Source organism: Roseovarius sp. SK2 (genome assembly GCF_028807495.1).
In the GTDB taxonomy this organism is placed as follows: Bacteria; Pseudomonadota; Alphaproteobacteria; order Rhodobacterales; family Rhodobacteraceae; genus Roseovarius; species Roseovarius confluentis.
The window spans coordinates 71,224-87,597 of the sequence record NZ_JARAMK010000011.1; the positions used below are offsets into that span (position 1 = coordinate 71,224).

Annotated in this window: 17 protein-coding genes; 4 read left to right on the forward strand and 13 right to left on the reverse strand. The window is 62.3% G+C overall.

The window, feature by feature from the left end:
• Nucleotides 1–120 precede the first annotated feature (120 nt).
• On the forward strand, nt 121–1,932 hold the full coding sequence (locus PVV74_RS18445; protein ID WP_274594255.1) for an ABC transporter ATP-binding protein: 1,812 nt from the start codon (nt 121–123) through the stop codon (nt 1,930–1,932).
• Between the two features lie 11 nt (nt 1,933–1,943).
• Nucleotides 1,944–3,104 (forward strand): M20 aminoacylase family protein, encoded by a 1,161-nt coding sequence (locus PVV74_RS18450; protein ID WP_274594256.1) that lies wholly within the window; start codon nt 1,944–1,946, stop codon nt 3,102–3,104.
• Nucleotides 3,105–3,109: 5 nt separating this feature from the next.
• On the opposite strand, the gene PVV74_RS18455 is transcribed toward PVV74_RS18450, so the two are convergent.
• From PVV74_RS18455 to infC, 5 genes are all read right to left on the reverse strand, one after another.
• On the reverse strand, nt 3,110–3,424 hold the full coding sequence (locus PVV74_RS18455; protein WP_103764277.1) for a TraR/DksA family transcriptional regulator: 315 nt from the start codon (nt 3,422–3,424) through the stop codon (nt 3,110–3,112).
• Between the two features lie 62 nt (nt 3,425–3,486).
• Nucleotides 3,487–4,395 (reverse strand): ABC transporter permease, encoded by a 909-nt coding sequence (locus PVV74_RS18460; protein ID WP_274594257.1) that lies wholly within the window; start codon nt 4,393–4,395, stop codon nt 3,487–3,489.
• Nucleotides 4,388–5,395 (reverse strand): ABC transporter permease, encoded by a 1,008-nt coding sequence (locus PVV74_RS18465; RefSeq protein ID WP_103764169.1) that lies wholly within the window; start codon nt 5,393–5,395, stop codon nt 4,388–4,390. Before PVV74_RS18465 ends, PVV74_RS18460 begins: the two co-directional genes overlap by 8 nt.
• A gap of 42 nt (nt 5,396–5,437) precedes the next feature.
• Complete coding sequence (locus PVV74_RS18470) at nt 5,438–7,144, reverse strand: peptide ABC transporter substrate-binding protein (protein WP_274594258.1); 1,707 nt, start codon at nt 7,142–7,144, stop codon at nt 5,438–5,440.
• A gap of 204 nt (nt 7,145–7,348) precedes the next feature.
• Nucleotides 7,349–7,969: a translation initiation factor IF-3 gene (gene infC, locus PVV74_RS18475; protein ID WP_103764171.1), complete on the reverse strand. Its 621-nt coding sequence runs from the start codon at nt 7,967–7,969 to the stop codon at nt 7,349–7,351.
• Between the two features lie 128 nt (nt 7,970–8,097).
• On the opposite strand from infC, the gene PVV74_RS18480 reads away from it, so the two are divergent.
• Nucleotides 8,098–9,051 carry a hypothetical protein gene (locus tag PVV74_RS18480; protein WP_274594259.1) on the forward strand — a complete coding sequence of 318 codons (954 nt, stop codon included), beginning with the start codon at nt 8,098–8,100 and terminating at the stop codon, nt 9,049–9,051.
• Nucleotides 9,052–9,127: 76 nt separating this feature from the next.
• On the opposite strand, the gene PVV74_RS18485 is transcribed toward PVV74_RS18480, so the two are convergent.
• The 6 genes from PVV74_RS18485 to cysG all read right to left on the reverse strand — a co-directional run bounded on the left by PVV74_RS18485 (nt 9,128) and on the right by cysG (nt 14,569).
• Complete coding sequence (locus PVV74_RS18485) at nt 9,128–9,973, reverse strand: ferredoxin--NADP reductase (RefSeq protein WP_274594260.1); 846 nt, start codon at nt 9,971–9,973, stop codon at nt 9,128–9,130.
• A gap of 71 nt (nt 9,974–10,044) precedes the next feature.
• Nucleotides 10,045–10,476 carry a DUF934 domain-containing protein gene (locus PVV74_RS18490; RefSeq protein WP_274594261.1) on the reverse strand — a complete coding sequence of 144 codons (432 nt, stop codon included), beginning with the start codon at nt 10,474–10,476 and terminating at the stop codon, nt 10,045–10,047.
• The gene (locus PVV74_RS18495; RefSeq protein ID WP_274594262.1) at nt 10,473–11,219 is read right to left on the reverse strand and encodes a phosphoadenylyl-sulfate reductase; all 747 of its coding nucleotides are present in this window, start codon (nt 11,217–11,219) and stop codon (nt 10,473–10,475) included. Before PVV74_RS18495 ends, PVV74_RS18490 begins: the two co-directional genes overlap by 4 nt.
• Nucleotides 11,206–12,873 carry a nitrite/sulfite reductase gene (locus PVV74_RS18500; protein ID WP_103764175.1) on the reverse strand — a complete coding sequence of 556 codons (1,668 nt, stop codon included), beginning with the start codon at nt 12,871–12,873 and terminating at the stop codon, nt 11,206–11,208. Before PVV74_RS18500 ends, PVV74_RS18495 begins: the two co-directional genes overlap by 14 nt.
• The gene (locus PVV74_RS18505) at nt 12,873–13,175 is read right to left on the reverse strand and encodes a DUF2849 domain-containing protein (RefSeq protein WP_103764176.1); all 303 of its coding nucleotides are present in this window, start codon (nt 13,173–13,175) and stop codon (nt 12,873–12,875) included. The genes PVV74_RS18500 and PVV74_RS18505 overlap by 1 nt, the downstream gene beginning before the upstream one ends.
• The gene (gene cysG / locus PVV74_RS18510) at nt 13,175–14,569 is read right to left on the reverse strand and encodes a siroheme synthase CysG (protein ID WP_274594263.1); all 1,395 of its coding nucleotides are present in this window, start codon (nt 14,567–14,569) and stop codon (nt 13,175–13,177) included. Before cysG ends, PVV74_RS18505 begins: the two co-directional genes overlap by 1 nt.
• A 146-nt stretch (nt 14,570–14,715) precedes the next feature.
• Between cysG and PVV74_RS18515 the strand changes: the two genes are divergently transcribed.
• Nucleotides 14,716–15,177 (forward strand): Lrp/AsnC family transcriptional regulator, encoded by a 462-nt coding sequence (locus PVV74_RS18515; RefSeq protein WP_103764178.1) that lies wholly within the window; start codon nt 14,716–14,718, stop codon nt 15,175–15,177.
• Between the two features lie 4 nt (nt 15,178–15,181).
• Here PVV74_RS18515 and tpiA read toward each other — a convergent pair whose 3' ends face one another.
• Entirely contained in the window at nt 15,182–15,934 is a 753-nt protein-coding gene (gene tpiA / locus PVV74_RS18520; RefSeq protein WP_274594264.1) for a triose-phosphate isomerase, read from the reverse strand.
• Between the two features lie 59 nt (nt 15,935–15,993).
• A complete protein-coding gene (locus tag PVV74_RS18525) occupies nt 15,994–16,344 on the reverse strand; it encodes a HesB/IscA family protein (protein ID WP_103764180.1) in 351 nt (116 codons plus the stop codon).
• Between the last annotated feature and the right edge of the window lie 30 nt (nt 16,345–16,374).

Below are 16,374 nucleotides of genomic sequence, written 5' to 3' on the forward strand. Positions count from 1 at the left end.
GGAACACCGTCGCGATACCGTAGCACATACCGACGCGATACCGACGCGGATTTCAGCCACCGATTCGCCGTTAACCTTTGCCATTTGACCTCGCCGGACGCGGCGGGTTAACTCGGTGTCATGCGCGATATGCCCCTGGCCCGGATCGAAAACCTGCGCGTCTCGTTCCGCACCGACGCGGGCGATATCGACGCCGTGCGCGACGTCTCCTTTGAAATCGCGCCTGGAGAAACCCTTGCAATCGTTGGAGAATCCGGATCCGGAAAGTCCGTCACCTCGCTGGCCCTGATGCGCCTCGTCGGCTTCGACGGCGGACAGATCACCGACGGGCAAATGCTCTTCGACGCAGGGCAGGGTCCGGTCGACCTTGGAAAACTCACGCAAAATCAAATGCGTGACCTGCGTGGTGCCCGGATCGGCATGATCTTCCAGGAACCCTCCACGGCCCTCAACCCGGTCTTCACGATTGGCTTCCAACTGGCCGAGGGCTTGCGCAAACACCGCTGCCTTTCGCGCGCCGCCGCGCGCGCCAAGGCATTGGAATTGCTTCAAGAAGTCCGGCTGTCCGAAACCGCCCGCCGTCTCACCCAATACCCCCATGAACTCTCGGGCGGCATGCGACAACGGGTCATGATCGCCATGGCGCTGGCTTGTGAGCCGCGCCTGCTGATCGCCGACGAGCCCACCACCGCGCTCGACGTCACCACCCAGGCTGAAATCCTCGCCCTGATCGACCGCCTCCGCCGCGACTTCGGCACCGCCGTTCTGTTCATCACCCACGACATGGGCGTCGTGGCCCAGGTGGCCGATCGCGTCGTGGTCCTCAAGGGGGGTGAGAAGGTCGAGGAAGGCGCTGTTTCAAAAGTGTTTTCCGCGCCGTCCCATCCGTACACGCGGCACCTCCTTGCCGCTGTTCCGCGTCTTGGCGACATGCGTGGCAAGCCTGATCCCGAGCCATTCCCGCTCGACCCCGATAGCCCATCGAAACCGATCCCGGGGCAGGGCACCGAGCTTCTTCGGGTCGAGCACCTGAGCACCCGCTTTCCTGTCAGAGGCGGCCTGCTGCGCCGTACCATCGGACATGTTCACGCGGTCGAGGACGTGTCCTTTGCGATCAATGCGGGTCAAACTCTTGCACTTGTTGGTGAATCCGGTTGTGGCAAGTCCACCGTAGGCCGCTCGATTTTGCGGCTGGTGGAGCCGGACAGCGGGCGCATCATGCTGGACGGCCAAGACATCACGGCTTTTCAATCGGCTCAACTCCGTCGCATCCGGGCGCAGATGCAGATGATCTTTCAGGATCCTTACGGCAGCCTAAACCCCATGCTGCGCCTGGCCGAGCAGGTCGCCGAGCCCTTGCGAAACTTCACCAATGAAAACAAAGCGCAACGCACCGAACGCGTGGCGGCGCTCTTTGACCGTGTCGACCTGCCGCGCAGCTATCTCGACCGCTACCCGCACGAACTCTCGGGCGGACAGCGTCAACGGGTCGCCATCGCCCGCGCGCTTGCGCTTAACCCGAAATTAATCGTCGCCGATGAAGCTGTTTCGGCGCTGGATGTCAGCGTCCAGGCGCAGGTTCTGAACCTGTTGATGGAATTACAGGCCGACTTGGGGCTTTCGTACCTGTTCATCAGCCATGATATGGCGGTGGTCGAACGGGTCAGTCATCACGTCGCGGTCATGTTTGCCGGGCGCATCGTCGAACGCGGCCCCCGCGCCGCGGTGCTGGAAAACCCCCAGCACCCGTATACCCGCGCCCTCTTGCGTGCGGTGCCGGTCGCCGACCCTGCCCATAGGCACCGAATAAGTGATTTGAGTTTCAAACCGATCCCGTCCCCTATACACCCCAAGGGTCACGCGCCCGGTCCGTCGCTCTATCGCACCGTCGCGCCGGATCACGTCGTTCTGACCTCGGATTGTGGATACTAAAAGGACCGCCCATGCCCATCAAGAATCGCTTTGCAGAAATGCAGGATGAGATCACCGGGTGGCGCCGTGACATCCACGAAAACCCCGAGATTCTGTTCGATACCCACCGCACCAGCGCCCTGGTAGCCGAAAAACTGCAAAGCTTCGGCTGCGACGACGTGGTCACAGGGCTGGGCCGCACCGGCGTTGTGGCGGTCATCAAGGGGCACGAGGCAACGTCTGGCCGTACGATCGGCCTGCGCGCCGACTTGGACGCGCTGCCCATTCACGAGGCGACGGGTCTCGACTATGCCTCGAAGACACCGGGCGCCATGCATGCCTGCGGTCATGACGGGCACACCGCCATGCTGCTCGGCGCCGCAAAGTACCTTGCGGAGACGCGCAATTTCAACGGCACCGCCGTCATCATCTTCCAGCCCGCCGAAGAAGGCGGCGGCGGTGGCAAGGAAATGTGCGACGACGGGTTGATGGAGCGGTTCGGCATCCAGGAGGTCTACGGCATGCACAACTGGCCGGGGGTGGAGTCGGGTCAGTTCGCCATCCGTCCCGGCCCGTTCTTCGCCGCGACCGACAAGTTCGACATCGTCGTCGAAGGCAAGGGCGGCCACGCCGCCAAGCCCCATGAAACCATCGATCCCACGGTCGTCACCGGCCATCTGGTGACTGCGCTGCAAACCATCGTCAGCCGCAACGCCGACCCGATCCAGCAGATCGTCGTGTCGGTGACCTCGATGGAAACCTCGTCGCACACCTTCAACGTCATCCCGTCGCGCGTCACGCTGATGGGCACAGTCAGAACGCTCAGCAATGAAACGCGAGAGCTGGCCGCGACCCGGATGAAGGGCATCTGCGACCATATCGGCGCGGCGTTCGGGGCCGAGATCTCGCTGGACTACGAATACAATTATCCGGTGATGGCCAACCATGATGAACAGACGGACTTTGCCGCTGAAGTGGCGAAATCCGTGTCAGGTCAATGTGATACAGCACCCCTGGTGATGGGCGGAGAGGACTTTGCCTTCATGCTCGAGGAACGCCCCGGCGCCTATATCCTCGTCGGAAACGGCGCCTCGGCCCCGGTGCACCACCCCGAGTACAACTTCAACGACGAGGTCATCCCGGCGGGGTGCAGTTGGTGGGCCGGGATCGTGGAACAGCGCATGCCGGCCTGACGCGGTCAGTCCGCGCAGGACGTGCAGAACGGGGTGTCCGGAAGAAATTCCAGCCGGGCCTCCGTGATAGGGTCGCCGCAAATGGTGCAGGTTCCGTAGGTGCCTGCTTCGATCCGCGCCAGCGCGGCGTCGATGCGCCGAACTTCGGCCAGCTCCGTCAGGCCGAGCGCTTCGAGCACCTCGTCGCCCTGCCGTTCCGACGCGCGGTCTTCCCAGTCCTTGGACGGCGCCTCATCCAGCGTATGCTCGACTTGGGTCATATGCGTGGTCAATGCCTTGCGCCTTTCGATCAGGGCGGTCTTCTGGTGAGCGAAATTCATGTCGGCCTCCTGTTGCTGCGCCGTCAGCCTATCAGGCCGGGCAGGGCGGTCCTTGATCGGGATCAAAGCGGCGCCGCGCGTCCGCGCAACTTGGGATCAAGCGCATCGCGGAGGCCGTCGCCCATGAAATTCACGCTCAGCACCGTGAGCGAGATCATCACGCCGGGCCAGAACACCCGCCAGGGAAACTCGGACAGATAGACAACCCCGTCGCTCAGCAAACGACCCCAGGTGGGAAAATCGGACGGGAAGCCAAGCCCTAGAAAGCTGAGCGCGCTTTCGGTGATGATGGCGTTGGCGATGCCCAGCGTGGCTGAAACGACGATCGGCGACAGGATGTTGGGCAGGATATGCCGCGTGATCTGGCGCAGTTGCGTGGTGCCCGAGGCGCGCGCGGCCAACACGAACTCGCGCTCCCGCACGCTCAGGACATCGCCGCGCACGATCCTGGCGACCGGCATCCAGCTTGTGACGCCAATGGCCGTCACGATCAGCAGGAAGATGCCCGTGTTGGTGCCGACGGCACTGCTCAGCGCCTCGCGGAACAGCATCATGATGACCAGCAGTAGTGGTAACAGGGGCAGGGACAGGAACAGGTCCGTCAGCCGCATGAGCGGCCCGTCGAGCCGTCTGAAGACCCCTGCAACCACGCCGACAAGAGTACCAAGAAGGACCGACAGCACCATCGCCGTCAGTCCCACGGCAAGAGAAATGCGCCCGCCCGACAGTACCTGGGCAAGCAGGTCTCGGCCCAGTTGATCGGTGCCGAAGGGATGCGCCATGCTCGGTCCTGCGTTGAGCGACGAAAAGTCTGGCGTATCCGGCGGAACGCGCCACAGAAGCGGGCCAGCAAGCACGGCAAAAATGATGACTGCGAACAGGCCGGCGCCGAACACCGCACCCTTGTGCCGCATGAACTGGCGCCACATGTCGCGCCAGGGACCGGAGGAAACGACGCGCCGCTCAGCCATAGCGGATCCTCGGGTCGAGCAGGCCGTAAAGCAGGTCTGCCAGCAGATTGGCCAGCACGATCAGCACCGCGAACAGGAAAGTGAGCGTATGCACAAGCGGTACGTCATTCGCCTTGATCGCGCTGATCAGCTGCGCCCCGATCCCGTTGATCGCAAAGACCTGTTCGGTGATGATCGCCCCGCCGAAAATAGCCGGTGCTCCCAGTGCAATCACGGTCACCACAGGGATCATCGAGTTGCGCAGGACATGCACCATCAAGACGACCCATTCGCTCATGCCCTTGGCCCGCGCCGTCCGTACGTAATCCTGCCCCAGGTTGTCCAGCACCGCCGATCGCATGTAGCGGCTTATCTGCGCCGTGGTTTGGACCGACAGTACCATCACCGGCAGGACCATCTGACGGACCTGATATGTGAAGCTTTCCCAGTCGGTGACACGATGCGTGGTCTCGTAGATGAATGGAAAGACGTCCAGTTGAACGGAGAACACGTATATCACCAATGGCCCGGTCAGGAACGGTGGCAGGGAGTAGCCCAGCATTGTCACCAGGGTTCCTGCGTTGTCGAACACCGAATACTGGCGGTAAGCCGAGTATATGCCGATGGGCAGAGCCATCAGTATCCCCACGACATAGGCCGTCCCGACCACCCAAAGCGTTTGGGGCAGGGCCTGCGCGATCTCGAACATCACTGGCGCACGGCTTTGCCAACTCAGAACGCGCGGCTTGTCGACAGCCATGGAGGTGCCGAAGATGTTGTCGATCAGCACCTGCGGCTCGACCCAGAAAATCTGCACCATCCAACGCCAGAACCGCACATGCAACGGCTCTCCAAGGCCGAGCGCCTCGCGCATCTGGGCCTTCACCTCGGGCGAAATCGTCTGCGGCAGGTTTCCCATCGGGTCGCCGGGCGCGAGGTCCAGCAAAAGGAAAATGATCAGCGCTATCACGATCAGCAGCGGGATCGAAACGAGCAGTCGGCGCAGCGCGAATGTCAGCATTCCACCCGGTCCATTTACGCCACGCCTATCCCGGTTGCCGGATCATTCGGCCGATAGGCGGTGCCAGTCTGCCACATTCCAAAGCTCGCTGTCCCATGTGTTCAGAACGACGCCACCAAGCGAATTGACATGCGCTGATACGCGACCGCGATGAACAAGTGGCAAGATAACGAAGTCCTGCACCAGCATGTCGTTCATGGCGCGGGCCAACTTCGCGCGCTCGTCACGACCGCCGGTCTCGCGCAGCTCGGCCGACAGCGCGTCGAAAGCCTCGTTGCAGTAACGGGGCATGTTGGTGCCCTGCCACTGGTTCTCTGGTGTCGGGATGCGCTCGCAGGTCCAACTGGCCATGTACGCCTCGGGATCTGTTCCATCGAACATCTGGGCGTACATCTGAACGTCGGCATAGAATTTCTGATAGGTGTACGGGCTGTTCGCGTCGCTACCAAAAAAGATGTTGCCGTCGATATTGCGCAACTCGGTTTCCACGCCCAACTGGGACCACCAGCTTTTGATGGCGGCCTGGAAGGTCTGTCTCACGGCGTTGGTGGACGTCTGGAAGATCATGCGCAGCGGCACGCCGTCCTTGTCGCGGACACCGTCGCCATCGCTGTCGGTCCACCCGGCACTGTCCAGAAGTGCCTTGGCGCCTTCGATATCCTGCACCTTGCAGGCCTCGTTGGCGTCGGAGGCATAGACCTCGGGGGCGGGCAGGATGTTGCAGGTAACGCGCCCGGCCTCGCCATAGCCGATCTGTACCAGGATTGACCTGTCGATGGCCATGCTCAGCGCCTGACGCACGGCGATGTCGTCCAGAAACGGATGCGGATGTGCGAGGGTCGAGCGTTCTTCGCCAAGATCCGCATCGGGATCGGTCATGTTGATCACGATCCGTTCGACCAGCGTTCCGAAGGCCGATACCACCTCCCCATTGCCGGCCGCCTGCATGCCGTCCAGCACTTCGGGGGGCAATTGCAGGTTCCAGGCATAATCGTAATCCGCGGTTTCCAGCACGGCGCGAGCAGCATTTTCTGCCGTGCCGCCGCCTTTGATCAGGAGGCTGGCAAAGGCGGGCTTGGCGGGGTCGCGATAATTTGGATTGGCCGACATCTTGACCGTATCGCCGGTGCGGAACTCGTCCACCAGGAAGGGACCGGTGCCGATGGGATAGAAGTTGGCATCGGTACAGGTCGGGGCCCGCTCGCCCAGGCAGTCAGCGAATTGGTCGGCCTGCAGGATGGGGGAGGAGGCGCCGACGAATGCGTCGTAGGGAAACGGCTTTGGCTCGTCAAATCGGACAACGACGGTGCGGTTGTCGGGCGTTTCGATATCGGTAATGCCCGCGAACTTGTCCACATGCGCGCAGCCGCCGCCCTCGGCGGTGCAATAGGACCATGAGAACTTGACGTCTGCCGCAGTCACGGGCGTGCCATCGGACCATGTTAGGTCGTCGGAAAGACGCCAGGTGATCGACTTGAAGTCGTCGCTCACACCGCCGTTTTCGACCGTTGGGATCTCGTCCACCAGCCATGGCACCATGTCGCCGGTCTCGTCGTATCGAGCCAGTGGTTCAAGAACGAGGCTGGCCGACTCGATATCCTTGATGCCGCCGGAAAGATAGGGGTTCAGGATCGACGGTGCCTGCCAGAAAATCAGGTTGACTTGGCCGTCGCTCGCCCGTTCGGCAAAGGCGCCCTGTGCGACAGTACAGGCAAGAAACCCTGCGACCACAAGCCGTCCACACTGCATCCCCAAGTCCCCTTTTGATCCGTATCACCACGCACGACGTCGGCTACTATGGCGTATCGTGAACCCTTGATTTTTGTGAGTGACGGGTTCCGGGCGGGTGATCCAAATGTCATCAGACCATCTGACCGCCAGAAAATCAAGCGATCAGACTGGCCCGGTCAGACCGCGCAAGCGGCTGACCCCGGCGGCACGAATTCTGACGGTCTACTTGGCTCCCGGGGCGATGATCATGATCATCTGGCGGCCTTCCATCTTCGGCATGTTCTCGACCTTGCCGATTTCCTTGATGTCCTCGGCCACCCGCTGCAACAGTTCGCGGCCCAGATCCTGGTGCGCCATTTCGCGACCGCGAAACCGCAGGGTAATCTTCACCTTGTCGCCATTCTCCAGAAAGCGGAACACGTTGCGCATCTTGACGTCGTAGTCATGCGTGTCGGTGTTGGGGCGGAACTTCACCTCCTTCACCTCGATGACCTTTTGCTTCTTGCGCGCCTCGGATTCCCGCTTTTGCTGTTCGTACTTGTATTTGCCATAGTCCATGATCTTGCAGACCGGCGGGTTGGCGTTCGGCGAGATTTCCACCAGGTCCAGACCGGCCTCTTCTGCCATGCCCATGGCGCGTTCGGGCGTCACGACGCCGACGTTTTCACCTTCCGCGCCGATCAGGCGGATTTCCGGAACGCGGATCTTGTCGTTGATGCGGGGGCCGGTGTCGCGCGTCGGGGGCGCGTTGTGTGGTCTGCGAGCTATGGTTTTTGTCCTTCGATCGTTCAGCGAGTTTGAGGTCGCAAGGTAACCGCGCGTAGGGGGTGTTTCAAGCGGCAAAATCGGGGGTCAGAGCCTTGACCGGCGGTAATTTCCCCTTGCATGCACCGTTTTTACGCTTCATCTCGAAGCAACTGTGAGGCAGGCTGTGAAAGTCTTCAGAAACCTGCCAGTTGAGAGGAATACCAATGAGAAACATTTTGTGGCTGATCGTGGCCCTTGTCATCCTTGCCGGGGGCTACATGCTCTTCACCGGCAAGTCACCGCAGGAAGTTGTGGACGAGGTGTCCGAAACTGTTTCCTCGCCCGAGGAACTGGAAAGCGCCGCGGATGCCGCCGGCGAGGCAACCGAGAATGCCGTTCAGGAAACCGGCGAGGCCCTGGAGGCTGCTGGCGACGCAACGGCCGAGGCCGCCGAGGATGCCGGTGAGGCCGCGGAAGATGCCGTTGAAGCGACCGGGCAAGCCGCCGACGAAGCAGCGCAGGAGGCCGTGGAGGCGGCCGACGATGCGGCCAATTTCGCTGAAGACACCGCCGCGGATGCAGCCGACACGGCCAGTGACGCCGCAGGTGCTGCTGCCGAAGCCGCGGCGGACGCAGCAGATGCGACCGCAGAGACAGCCGAGGAAGTGGCCGAGGAAACCACGCAAGCCGCTTCTGACGCGGCGGACGCGGCTGCCGACACGGCCAGCGATGCTGCGGATACAACCGAGGCTGCCGCCGAGGACGCGGTTGAGGAGACCGCGGATGCCGCGGGCGATGCCGCGACCGCAACTGAAGATGCGGCCGAAGATGCGGCACGCGCGACCGAAGAGGTGGCAGACGACGCTGCCGATACCGCCGACGCCGCAGCCGACGGCACCGAAGCCACAGCGGAAGAGGCTGCGACTGAAGCAGCGGAGGCAACGGACGAGGCCGTCAATTCGACTGAAGCGGCGGCATCCGAGGCTTCCGAGACCCCCATCACCGAGCTGCTGACACCCGAGGGGTTCGATTACGACAAGGTTACCGAGTACATCGACAACTCGGACCTCGGGACGGTGCAAAAAACGGGTCTGAAGTCGAGCCTGCAAGCCGCACGGGACAATCCCGATATGCTGGAAAGCGCGCTGGATGCCGTACGCGAGGCGCTGAACCTCTGATCGGATCGGACTTGCTGCAAAGACAAAACCCGCGCTGCGATCAGCGCGGGTTTCTTATTTGAGGCTCGAAAGAGGGTCAGTCGAGAAACGCTTTTTCGACCACGTATTCCTTGGGATCGGAATTGGCCCCCTCGCGCAGGCCGTATTCCTCGAGCATCTCCTTGATCTCGAGGTTGAAGGCCAGGTTGCCGCAGACCATCGCGCGGTCGATCTCGGGAGTAAGGGGCTCGACGTCCAGGTCCTCGAACACTTCGCCCTTGCGCATCAGGTCGGTGATCCGGCCCATCTTGGCGCTCTCTTCGCGGGTCGTCGTGGGATAGTAGCGCAGTTTCTCGTGAAAGCCTTCGCCGATCAACTCTTCCAGCAACTCGTCTTTGCGGATGCCGTCGATCAGCTCCTTGCCATAGGTCAGTTCGCCCACCTCGCGGCAGGTGTGGGTGATGATGACCTCGTCGTAGTCGGTATAGGTCTGCGGGTCGCGCAGCAGCGAGGCGAAGGGCGCAAAGCCGGTGCCCGTTGCAAAAAGCCACAGCCGCTTGCCCGGCAGCAGCGCGTCATGCACCAGCGTGCCCACGGGTTTGGGGCGAAGGATAATCTCGTCTCCCGGTTCGATATGCTGCAGGCGGCTGGTCAGGGGCCCGTCCTGCACCTTGATCGAATAGAATTCCAGTTCGTCGTCCCATGACGGCGAGGCGATGGAATAAGCCCGCAGGAGCGGCTTTTCCTTGCCGGTCTTCTCGTCTTTCTGCATCAGCCCGATCATCACGAACTCGCCCGAGCGGAAGCGCAGGCTGGCAGGGCGGGTGGTGCGGAAGGAAAACAGCCGGTCGGTCCAGTGTTTGACCGCCGTCACTGTCTGGGCGTCGGGCAGGGTGGGGACTTTGACGGGTTTCGCTTCGGTCACGCTTACGGTCTCGTTCATCAGAAATCATCGTCCGGGGTCTTAATCCGGGCGTCTCCTCGTATACTTTGATTCAGGTCAGATTACAGGGGTCATTCGGCGGGAATCTTGCCGCGCCCGGCGCCGCGCAGACGGGCTTGGTAGTCATGCGCCTGCCAATTCGCCCGGAACAGCCACTGGTCCTCGGGCTGCCGTTCCGCCAGATCGTCCGAGATTTCCACCTCGTCGAAGCCGGACCTGCGTGCCATCGCAAATTGATCGGCAATGACGTGGCCGCGGGCCCGCAGGCGTCCCTTGAAGCCCATCAGTCGCAACTGGCGCGCGATGGTAAAGCCGCGCCCGTCGGAAAAGCTGGGAAAATCGACACGGATCATCGGGATGTCCGAAATCCGCCCGGCCAGCTCGTTCGGGTCGTTGCTGGACGCAAGATCGATGGCGCAGCCCGGATGCGCGTCGTTCAGCGCGGCGATGGGGCCGTCCCAATCGTCGTTTGCAAAGCCTTGATCGGTCACGATAACGCTCATGCCGTTTCTCCTGTTCTGACGGGTTTTCCGTTGACGAAATGAATGCCGCATTCGGACTTGTCGGTTCCGCGCCAGCGGCCCGCGCGGGCATCTTCACCGGCCGCCACGCGGCTGGTGCAGGGCTGGCAGCCGATCGAGGGGTAGCCCTGTGCCACCAGCGGGTGACGGGGCAGGCGGTTTTCTTCCATGTAGGTCTGCACGTCCTGACGCGTCCAATGCGCCAGAGGGTTGACCTTCATCCGGCCTGTGGCCTCTTCGGTCTCGAAAAAGTCAAGCGCAGCCCGGTCGCCGCCGTGATAGCGTTTGCGGCCCGTGATCCAGCCATCAAAACCTTGTAACGCGCGTTGAAGCGGCACGGTTTTGCGCAGTGTGCAGCAAGCATCGGTGTCGGACTGGTGCAGGTCTCTGTTGGGGTCCTGTTCGGCTACCGCGTCGGCGTTGGGGCGAATGATCCGCAGGTCCTTCAGGCCCAGTCGCTCGGCCAGATCCTGTTGGTAGACCAGGGTTTCGGCAAAGAGCATTTCGGTGTCGAGAAAGATCACCGGCGTGTCGCGCTTCAGCACAGAGATCATGTGCAGAAGCACCACGGATTCCGCGCCGAAACTTGACACGAGGGCCAGTTTTCCGGCGTCCGGGCTTGCTAGTGCATGGCTCAGAACGGCGGTCGCCGAATTCAGGCGATACCACTCGTTGAGGCCCGAGACGCGGGTCGGCAGGCTGGTGTCTATCTTACTCTGCAGCATAGGATTTCTCCTGCTCGTAGAGTGCGGTTTTGAACGGCGCCATGCCGACGCGGCGGTAGAATTCCAGGAACGTCTCGTCCCGGTCCTGCCTTTGATCGAGATAGGCCTCGACGATCCGCTCGATGGCCGGAATGATCTCGTCTGCCGAAAAGCCCGGTCCGGTACGGTCGCCGATGGTTGCGTTCTCGGTATGGTCGCCGCCCAGTGTGATCTGGTAGTTCTCGACGCCGGCACGGTCGAGGCCAAGGATGCCGATATGGCCTACGTGATGGTGACCGCAGGCATTGATGCAGCCCGAAATCTTGATCTTCAGTTCGCCGATATCATGCTCCAGCTTCAACTCGTCGAAGCGGGTTGCGATCTGCTGGGCGATCGGGATGGACCGCGCCGTGGCCAGCGCGCAATAGTCCATGCCCGGGCATGCGATGATGTCCGAGATCAGGCCGATATTCGCCGTGGCCAGACCGTGCTTTTTCAATATGGCGTGCAGCGCGGGCAGGTTGGACTTGTGCACATGCGGCAGGATCACGTTCTGCTCGTGGCTGATGCGCAGTTCGTCATGGCCGTAGAATTCGGCAAGGTCGGCCATCACCCGCATCTGGTCCGCCGTGGCGTCGCCCGGCGTGGCACCGTGGGCCTTGAGGCTGATCTGCACGATGGCGTATCCCGGCGCCTTGTGGGCGATGAGGTTGGTGTCGGCCCAGGACCGGAAGATCGGGTCGGTCTTGTACGTGGTCTCGAACACCTCGGTGCCGTCCTGCCGAAAGGCAGGCGGTGCGAAAGCGGTCTTGATGTCTTCGAAGAGGGCAACGTCGATGCCGCTGAACGCGGGGCGGATAACCTCGAACCGCTCCTGCACCCGGGCGCGGATGTCGTCGATGCCGTGTTCATGCACCGTGATCTTGATGCGCGACTTGTACTTGTTGTCGCGCCGTCCGAGCAGGTTCCAGACGCTGACCGTGGCCTCGACATAGGGCAGCAGGTCTTCCTGGCTGACGAAATCCGACAGTACCTTGCCGATCATCGGCGTCCGGCCAAGGCCACCGCCGACGAGAACGCGATAGCCGATCTCGCCATCACGCTCGACGATCTGCAGGCCGATGTCGTGCGCCTTGATCACAGCGCGGTCGTTCGGGCTGCCGGTGACGGCAATCTTGAACTTGCGCGGCAGGAACTGGAATTCCGGGTGATCGGTGGTCCATTGCCGCAGCAGTTCCGCCACCGGGCGCGGATCGGCAATCTCGTCCTCGGCGGCGCCCGCGAAATGATCGGCCGTCACGTTGCGGATGGTGTTTCCGCTCGTCTGGATGGCGTGCATCTCGACCTCGGCCAGCGCATCGAGGATTTCCGGCACATCGCGCAGTTCCGGCCAGTTGAACTGGATGTTCTGGCGGGTGGTGAAATGGCCATAGCCCTTGTCCCACGTCTCGGCGATATGGGCGAGCTGGCGCATCTGGGCCGCGTTGAGCGTGCCATACGGGATCGCCACGCGCAGCATGTAGGCGTGCAGTTGCAGGTAGAGGCCATTCAACAGGCGCAGCGGCTTGAACTCGTCCTCGGTAAGGTTGCCGGCGATGCGGCGCTCGACCTGGGCGCGGAACTGGTGGTTGCGCTCGGCCACGAAGGCGGCGTCAAATTCGGAATAGGAATACATCAGTTTACCTCGGCTTGTTTGCCATGGTGATAGTTGGACGGGCCAGTGCGGCGGAATTCCTCGCGGAAATGCGTCGGCTGGGGGCCGTCATCAGAGGGTTTCGCATCGGCCAGGTACGGCCCGACGACCAGTTCAGGCTGCCCTTCGGCCTGCGCCAGCCGCAGCTTGGCGAGCGCCTCGTCGCTGATCAGTTCAGCCTCGGAAAGATGCCGCGACCAGCGGTCATCGACAGTCTGGTAGACGACGTCGCCTTCCAGCAGGGCGTTGGCGGTGACGACCTTGGGGGTGAATTCTTTGGGCATCAGGCGAACTCCTGCGACGTAAGGGTCAGATTTGCCTCTGCGGCACGGGGCGCGAGGCCGATGAAGGTCAGGGCAGGGCCGGAAAGATCAGACGCTTCCAGGTCCTGCGCCATGCGGGCTACGGTGGTGGCGACGATGCGCTGTTCTGGGCGCGACGCATTCTCGACGATGCTGACGGGGGTGGCGCGGTCCGCGCCGTGCATCAGCAGGCGGCCCTGGATGAACCGGCTGGATTTCTTGCCCATGTAGATCGCCGCGACCTCGCCAGGTTGGGCGAGGGCGGTCCAGTCCTGCTCGGCATAACCTTTCATGTCGTGGCCAGTGACAAAGCGGACAGCGGCGTTGCGCTCGCGCTTGGTCAGGCTTTGACCGATGGCGGCCACACCGGCAGATGCGGCGGTGATCCCTGGCACGATGTGCCAACCGACCCCGGCGGCGTTGACCGCGTCCACCTCTTCGTCAAGCCGGCCAAAGACGGTCGGATCGCCACCTTTCAGGCGCACGACCTGCGCACCGGTGGCGGCGTGTTCGACGATCAGCGCGTTGATAACCTCCTGCGAGATCGCGGGACCGAAACCGGTCTTGCCCGCGTCGATCAGTGTCGCCTCGCGGCGGGCCAGCTCAAGTATCTCGGGCGTAACCAGGCGATCGTGGATGACCACATCGGCGGCGTCGAGCGCCTTGCGGGCCTTGAGTGTCAACAGTTCGGGGTCGCCGGGGCCCGCGCCGACGAAGGCCACGTGGCCTTGGCGTTCTTCGGCGTTCACATGGCTGTCCAGAAGCTCGGGAAGAATCTCGTTGACGGCCTCTTCGCCGCCTTCATCCATCGCGCGCGGGCCGGCTCCGAAATAGTACTCCGACCAGAAATCACGGCGCTTGCGGCCCATGGGCAGCACCTCGACCGCCTTGCGGAACGCTTTGCCAATGCGGGCGAGGGTGCCCAGCGTGGCGGGCAGGCGTTCTTCCAGATCGGCCTTGATCGCGCGGGCCAGAACAGGGGCCGCGCCCTCGGTACCAATCGCGACAGTCACCGGGTCACGATCGACGATGGCCGGCGTGATGAAGGCACTGTCCTGAAGGTTGTCGACGATGTTCACCAGAGCGCCGTCCGCGCGAGCGATGGCGGAGGTGCGCGCGTCCTCGGCCTCGTCCTCGTCCGCGGCATAGAACAGCACGGCACAGGTCGTATCGCCCGGTCCCATCGCGCGGCGCACGAGGCGCAGCTTGCCGGCGGTATGCCAGTCCTCGATCTCTTGCGCCGGCGCTGGTGCGAAGACCGTCAGTTGCGCTTCGGTTTTCAGAAGCAGGCGCAGCTTGGCGAGTGCGGCGTCGCCACCGCCCGAAAGCACCACGCGGCGCCCTTCCAGTGCGACGAAGATGGGAAAATGTTTCACGGCGGCTTGCCTCCGGCTGCGATTGACTTGTGTAATAATATAGAAAATATTCCCGGTATTGCGCCACCTGACGGCGTGAATAAGGACGCTTGTTCCAATTTGCTTTCGCTGAGTTGGGAATGTCCCGGGAAAAGGAAAAATAGAGAATGAGTGTTCGCCTTGACGAACTGGACCGGAAAATCCTCTCGGAGCTTCAGAAGGACGGGGGGCAATCGCTGGACGATATCGCGAAAACAGTCGGCAGTTCCAAGACCCCGGTGTGGAACCGGATTCGAAAAATGCGCGAGGGCGGAGTAATCCGGCAGCAGACCTTTCTGCTGGATCCCGAAGCCCTTGGACTGGAGGCGTGCTTCTTCGTCCTGATCCGAACGTCTGAACATGACAAGGAATGGCAGGACAGGTTTCTCGATGCGCTGAGAACACGGCCGGAAGTGATGGAGGCGCACCGGCTGGCGGGCGATATCGACTACATTCTTAAAGTCGTGGTCAGCAACGCGCGCGCCTATGACATCTTTTACCAGGCATTGATTTCAGAGGTGAAAGTGCACAACGTGACGGCGCTGTTGTCGATGGAAGAGATCAAGTCAACCACGATGCTGCCAGTCTAGGCGCCTACGCTTTGCCCTCCAGCGCCTTGATAATGGGGGAAAAATCCGTGGCCTTGAGGCTGGCGCCTCCGACCAGCGCACCGTCGACATTGTCGGTGGCGAAAATCTCGGCCGCGTTGTCGGGTTTGACCGATCCGCCGTAGAGCAGCGGGATGGCGCGCCCCTCGTTTTCTCCGAAGCGACGGATCATGCGGGCGCGGATGAAGTCGTGCACCTCGTCGATCTGCTCGGTCGTGGGGACCTTGCCGGTGCCGATGGCCCAGATCGGCTCGTAGGCGACGACCGTGTTGGCAGCGGTGCACCCATCGGGCAGGGAGGTGGCCAGCTGTTCACCGATGATATCGAGCGTATTGGCCGCCTCGCGCTGAGACAGCGACTCGCCCACGCAAACGATGGCGACAAGCCCTGCGGCGTGGGCCGCGCGGGTCTTGGCGTTGACGTCGTCGCTGCTCTCGTCGTGGTCCTCGCGCCGTTCGGAATGGCCGAGAATGACGCTGGTGGCGCCGGCGTCGAGCAGCATCTCGGCAGAGATGTCGCCGGTATGGGCGCCACTGGCCTGAGCGTGACAATCCTGTCCACCGATCTGGATGGGCCCATTGGCAACGGTTGCCGCCGCTGTCTGAACCAGTGTTGCGGGCGGACAGATCAGGATATCAACGCTGGGGTCGGGATGCGCCTGTGCGAGGGCAGACAGTTCTTCCAAGGCAGCACGTGTGCCGTTCATCTTCCAGTTACCTGCCGCCAGTTTGCGCGCCATTCGTTACCTCCGGGTTAATTGACCGGAGTGGTAGCGGCTCGCGCAGGGCGGGGCAACGTTTACATGCCTTCGAACTTGATCGACTCGCCGCAGCCGCAGGCCTCGGTCACGTTGGGATTGTTGAACACGAAACCCGATTCCAGAAGCGAGGTCTGATAGTCGATTTCCGTTCCGAACAGGAACATCTGCGCCATGGGGGCGATCATCACGCGCGCACCGTCCTGCTCGACCACCTCGTCGTTGGGGTCGACCTCGGTCACGTAATCCATGGTGTATTCCATGCCCGCGCAGCCGCCTTTCTTGACGCCGATGCGCAGGCCCTGGTGGCCATCCTTGTCCATCAGGCGGGCAATCATCGACGCCGCTTTCGGGGTCATGCTGACCGCCTGTTTGCCTGGAATTCCGAACATGGTGCTGCCTTTCTCGCTGCGATGTCCCCA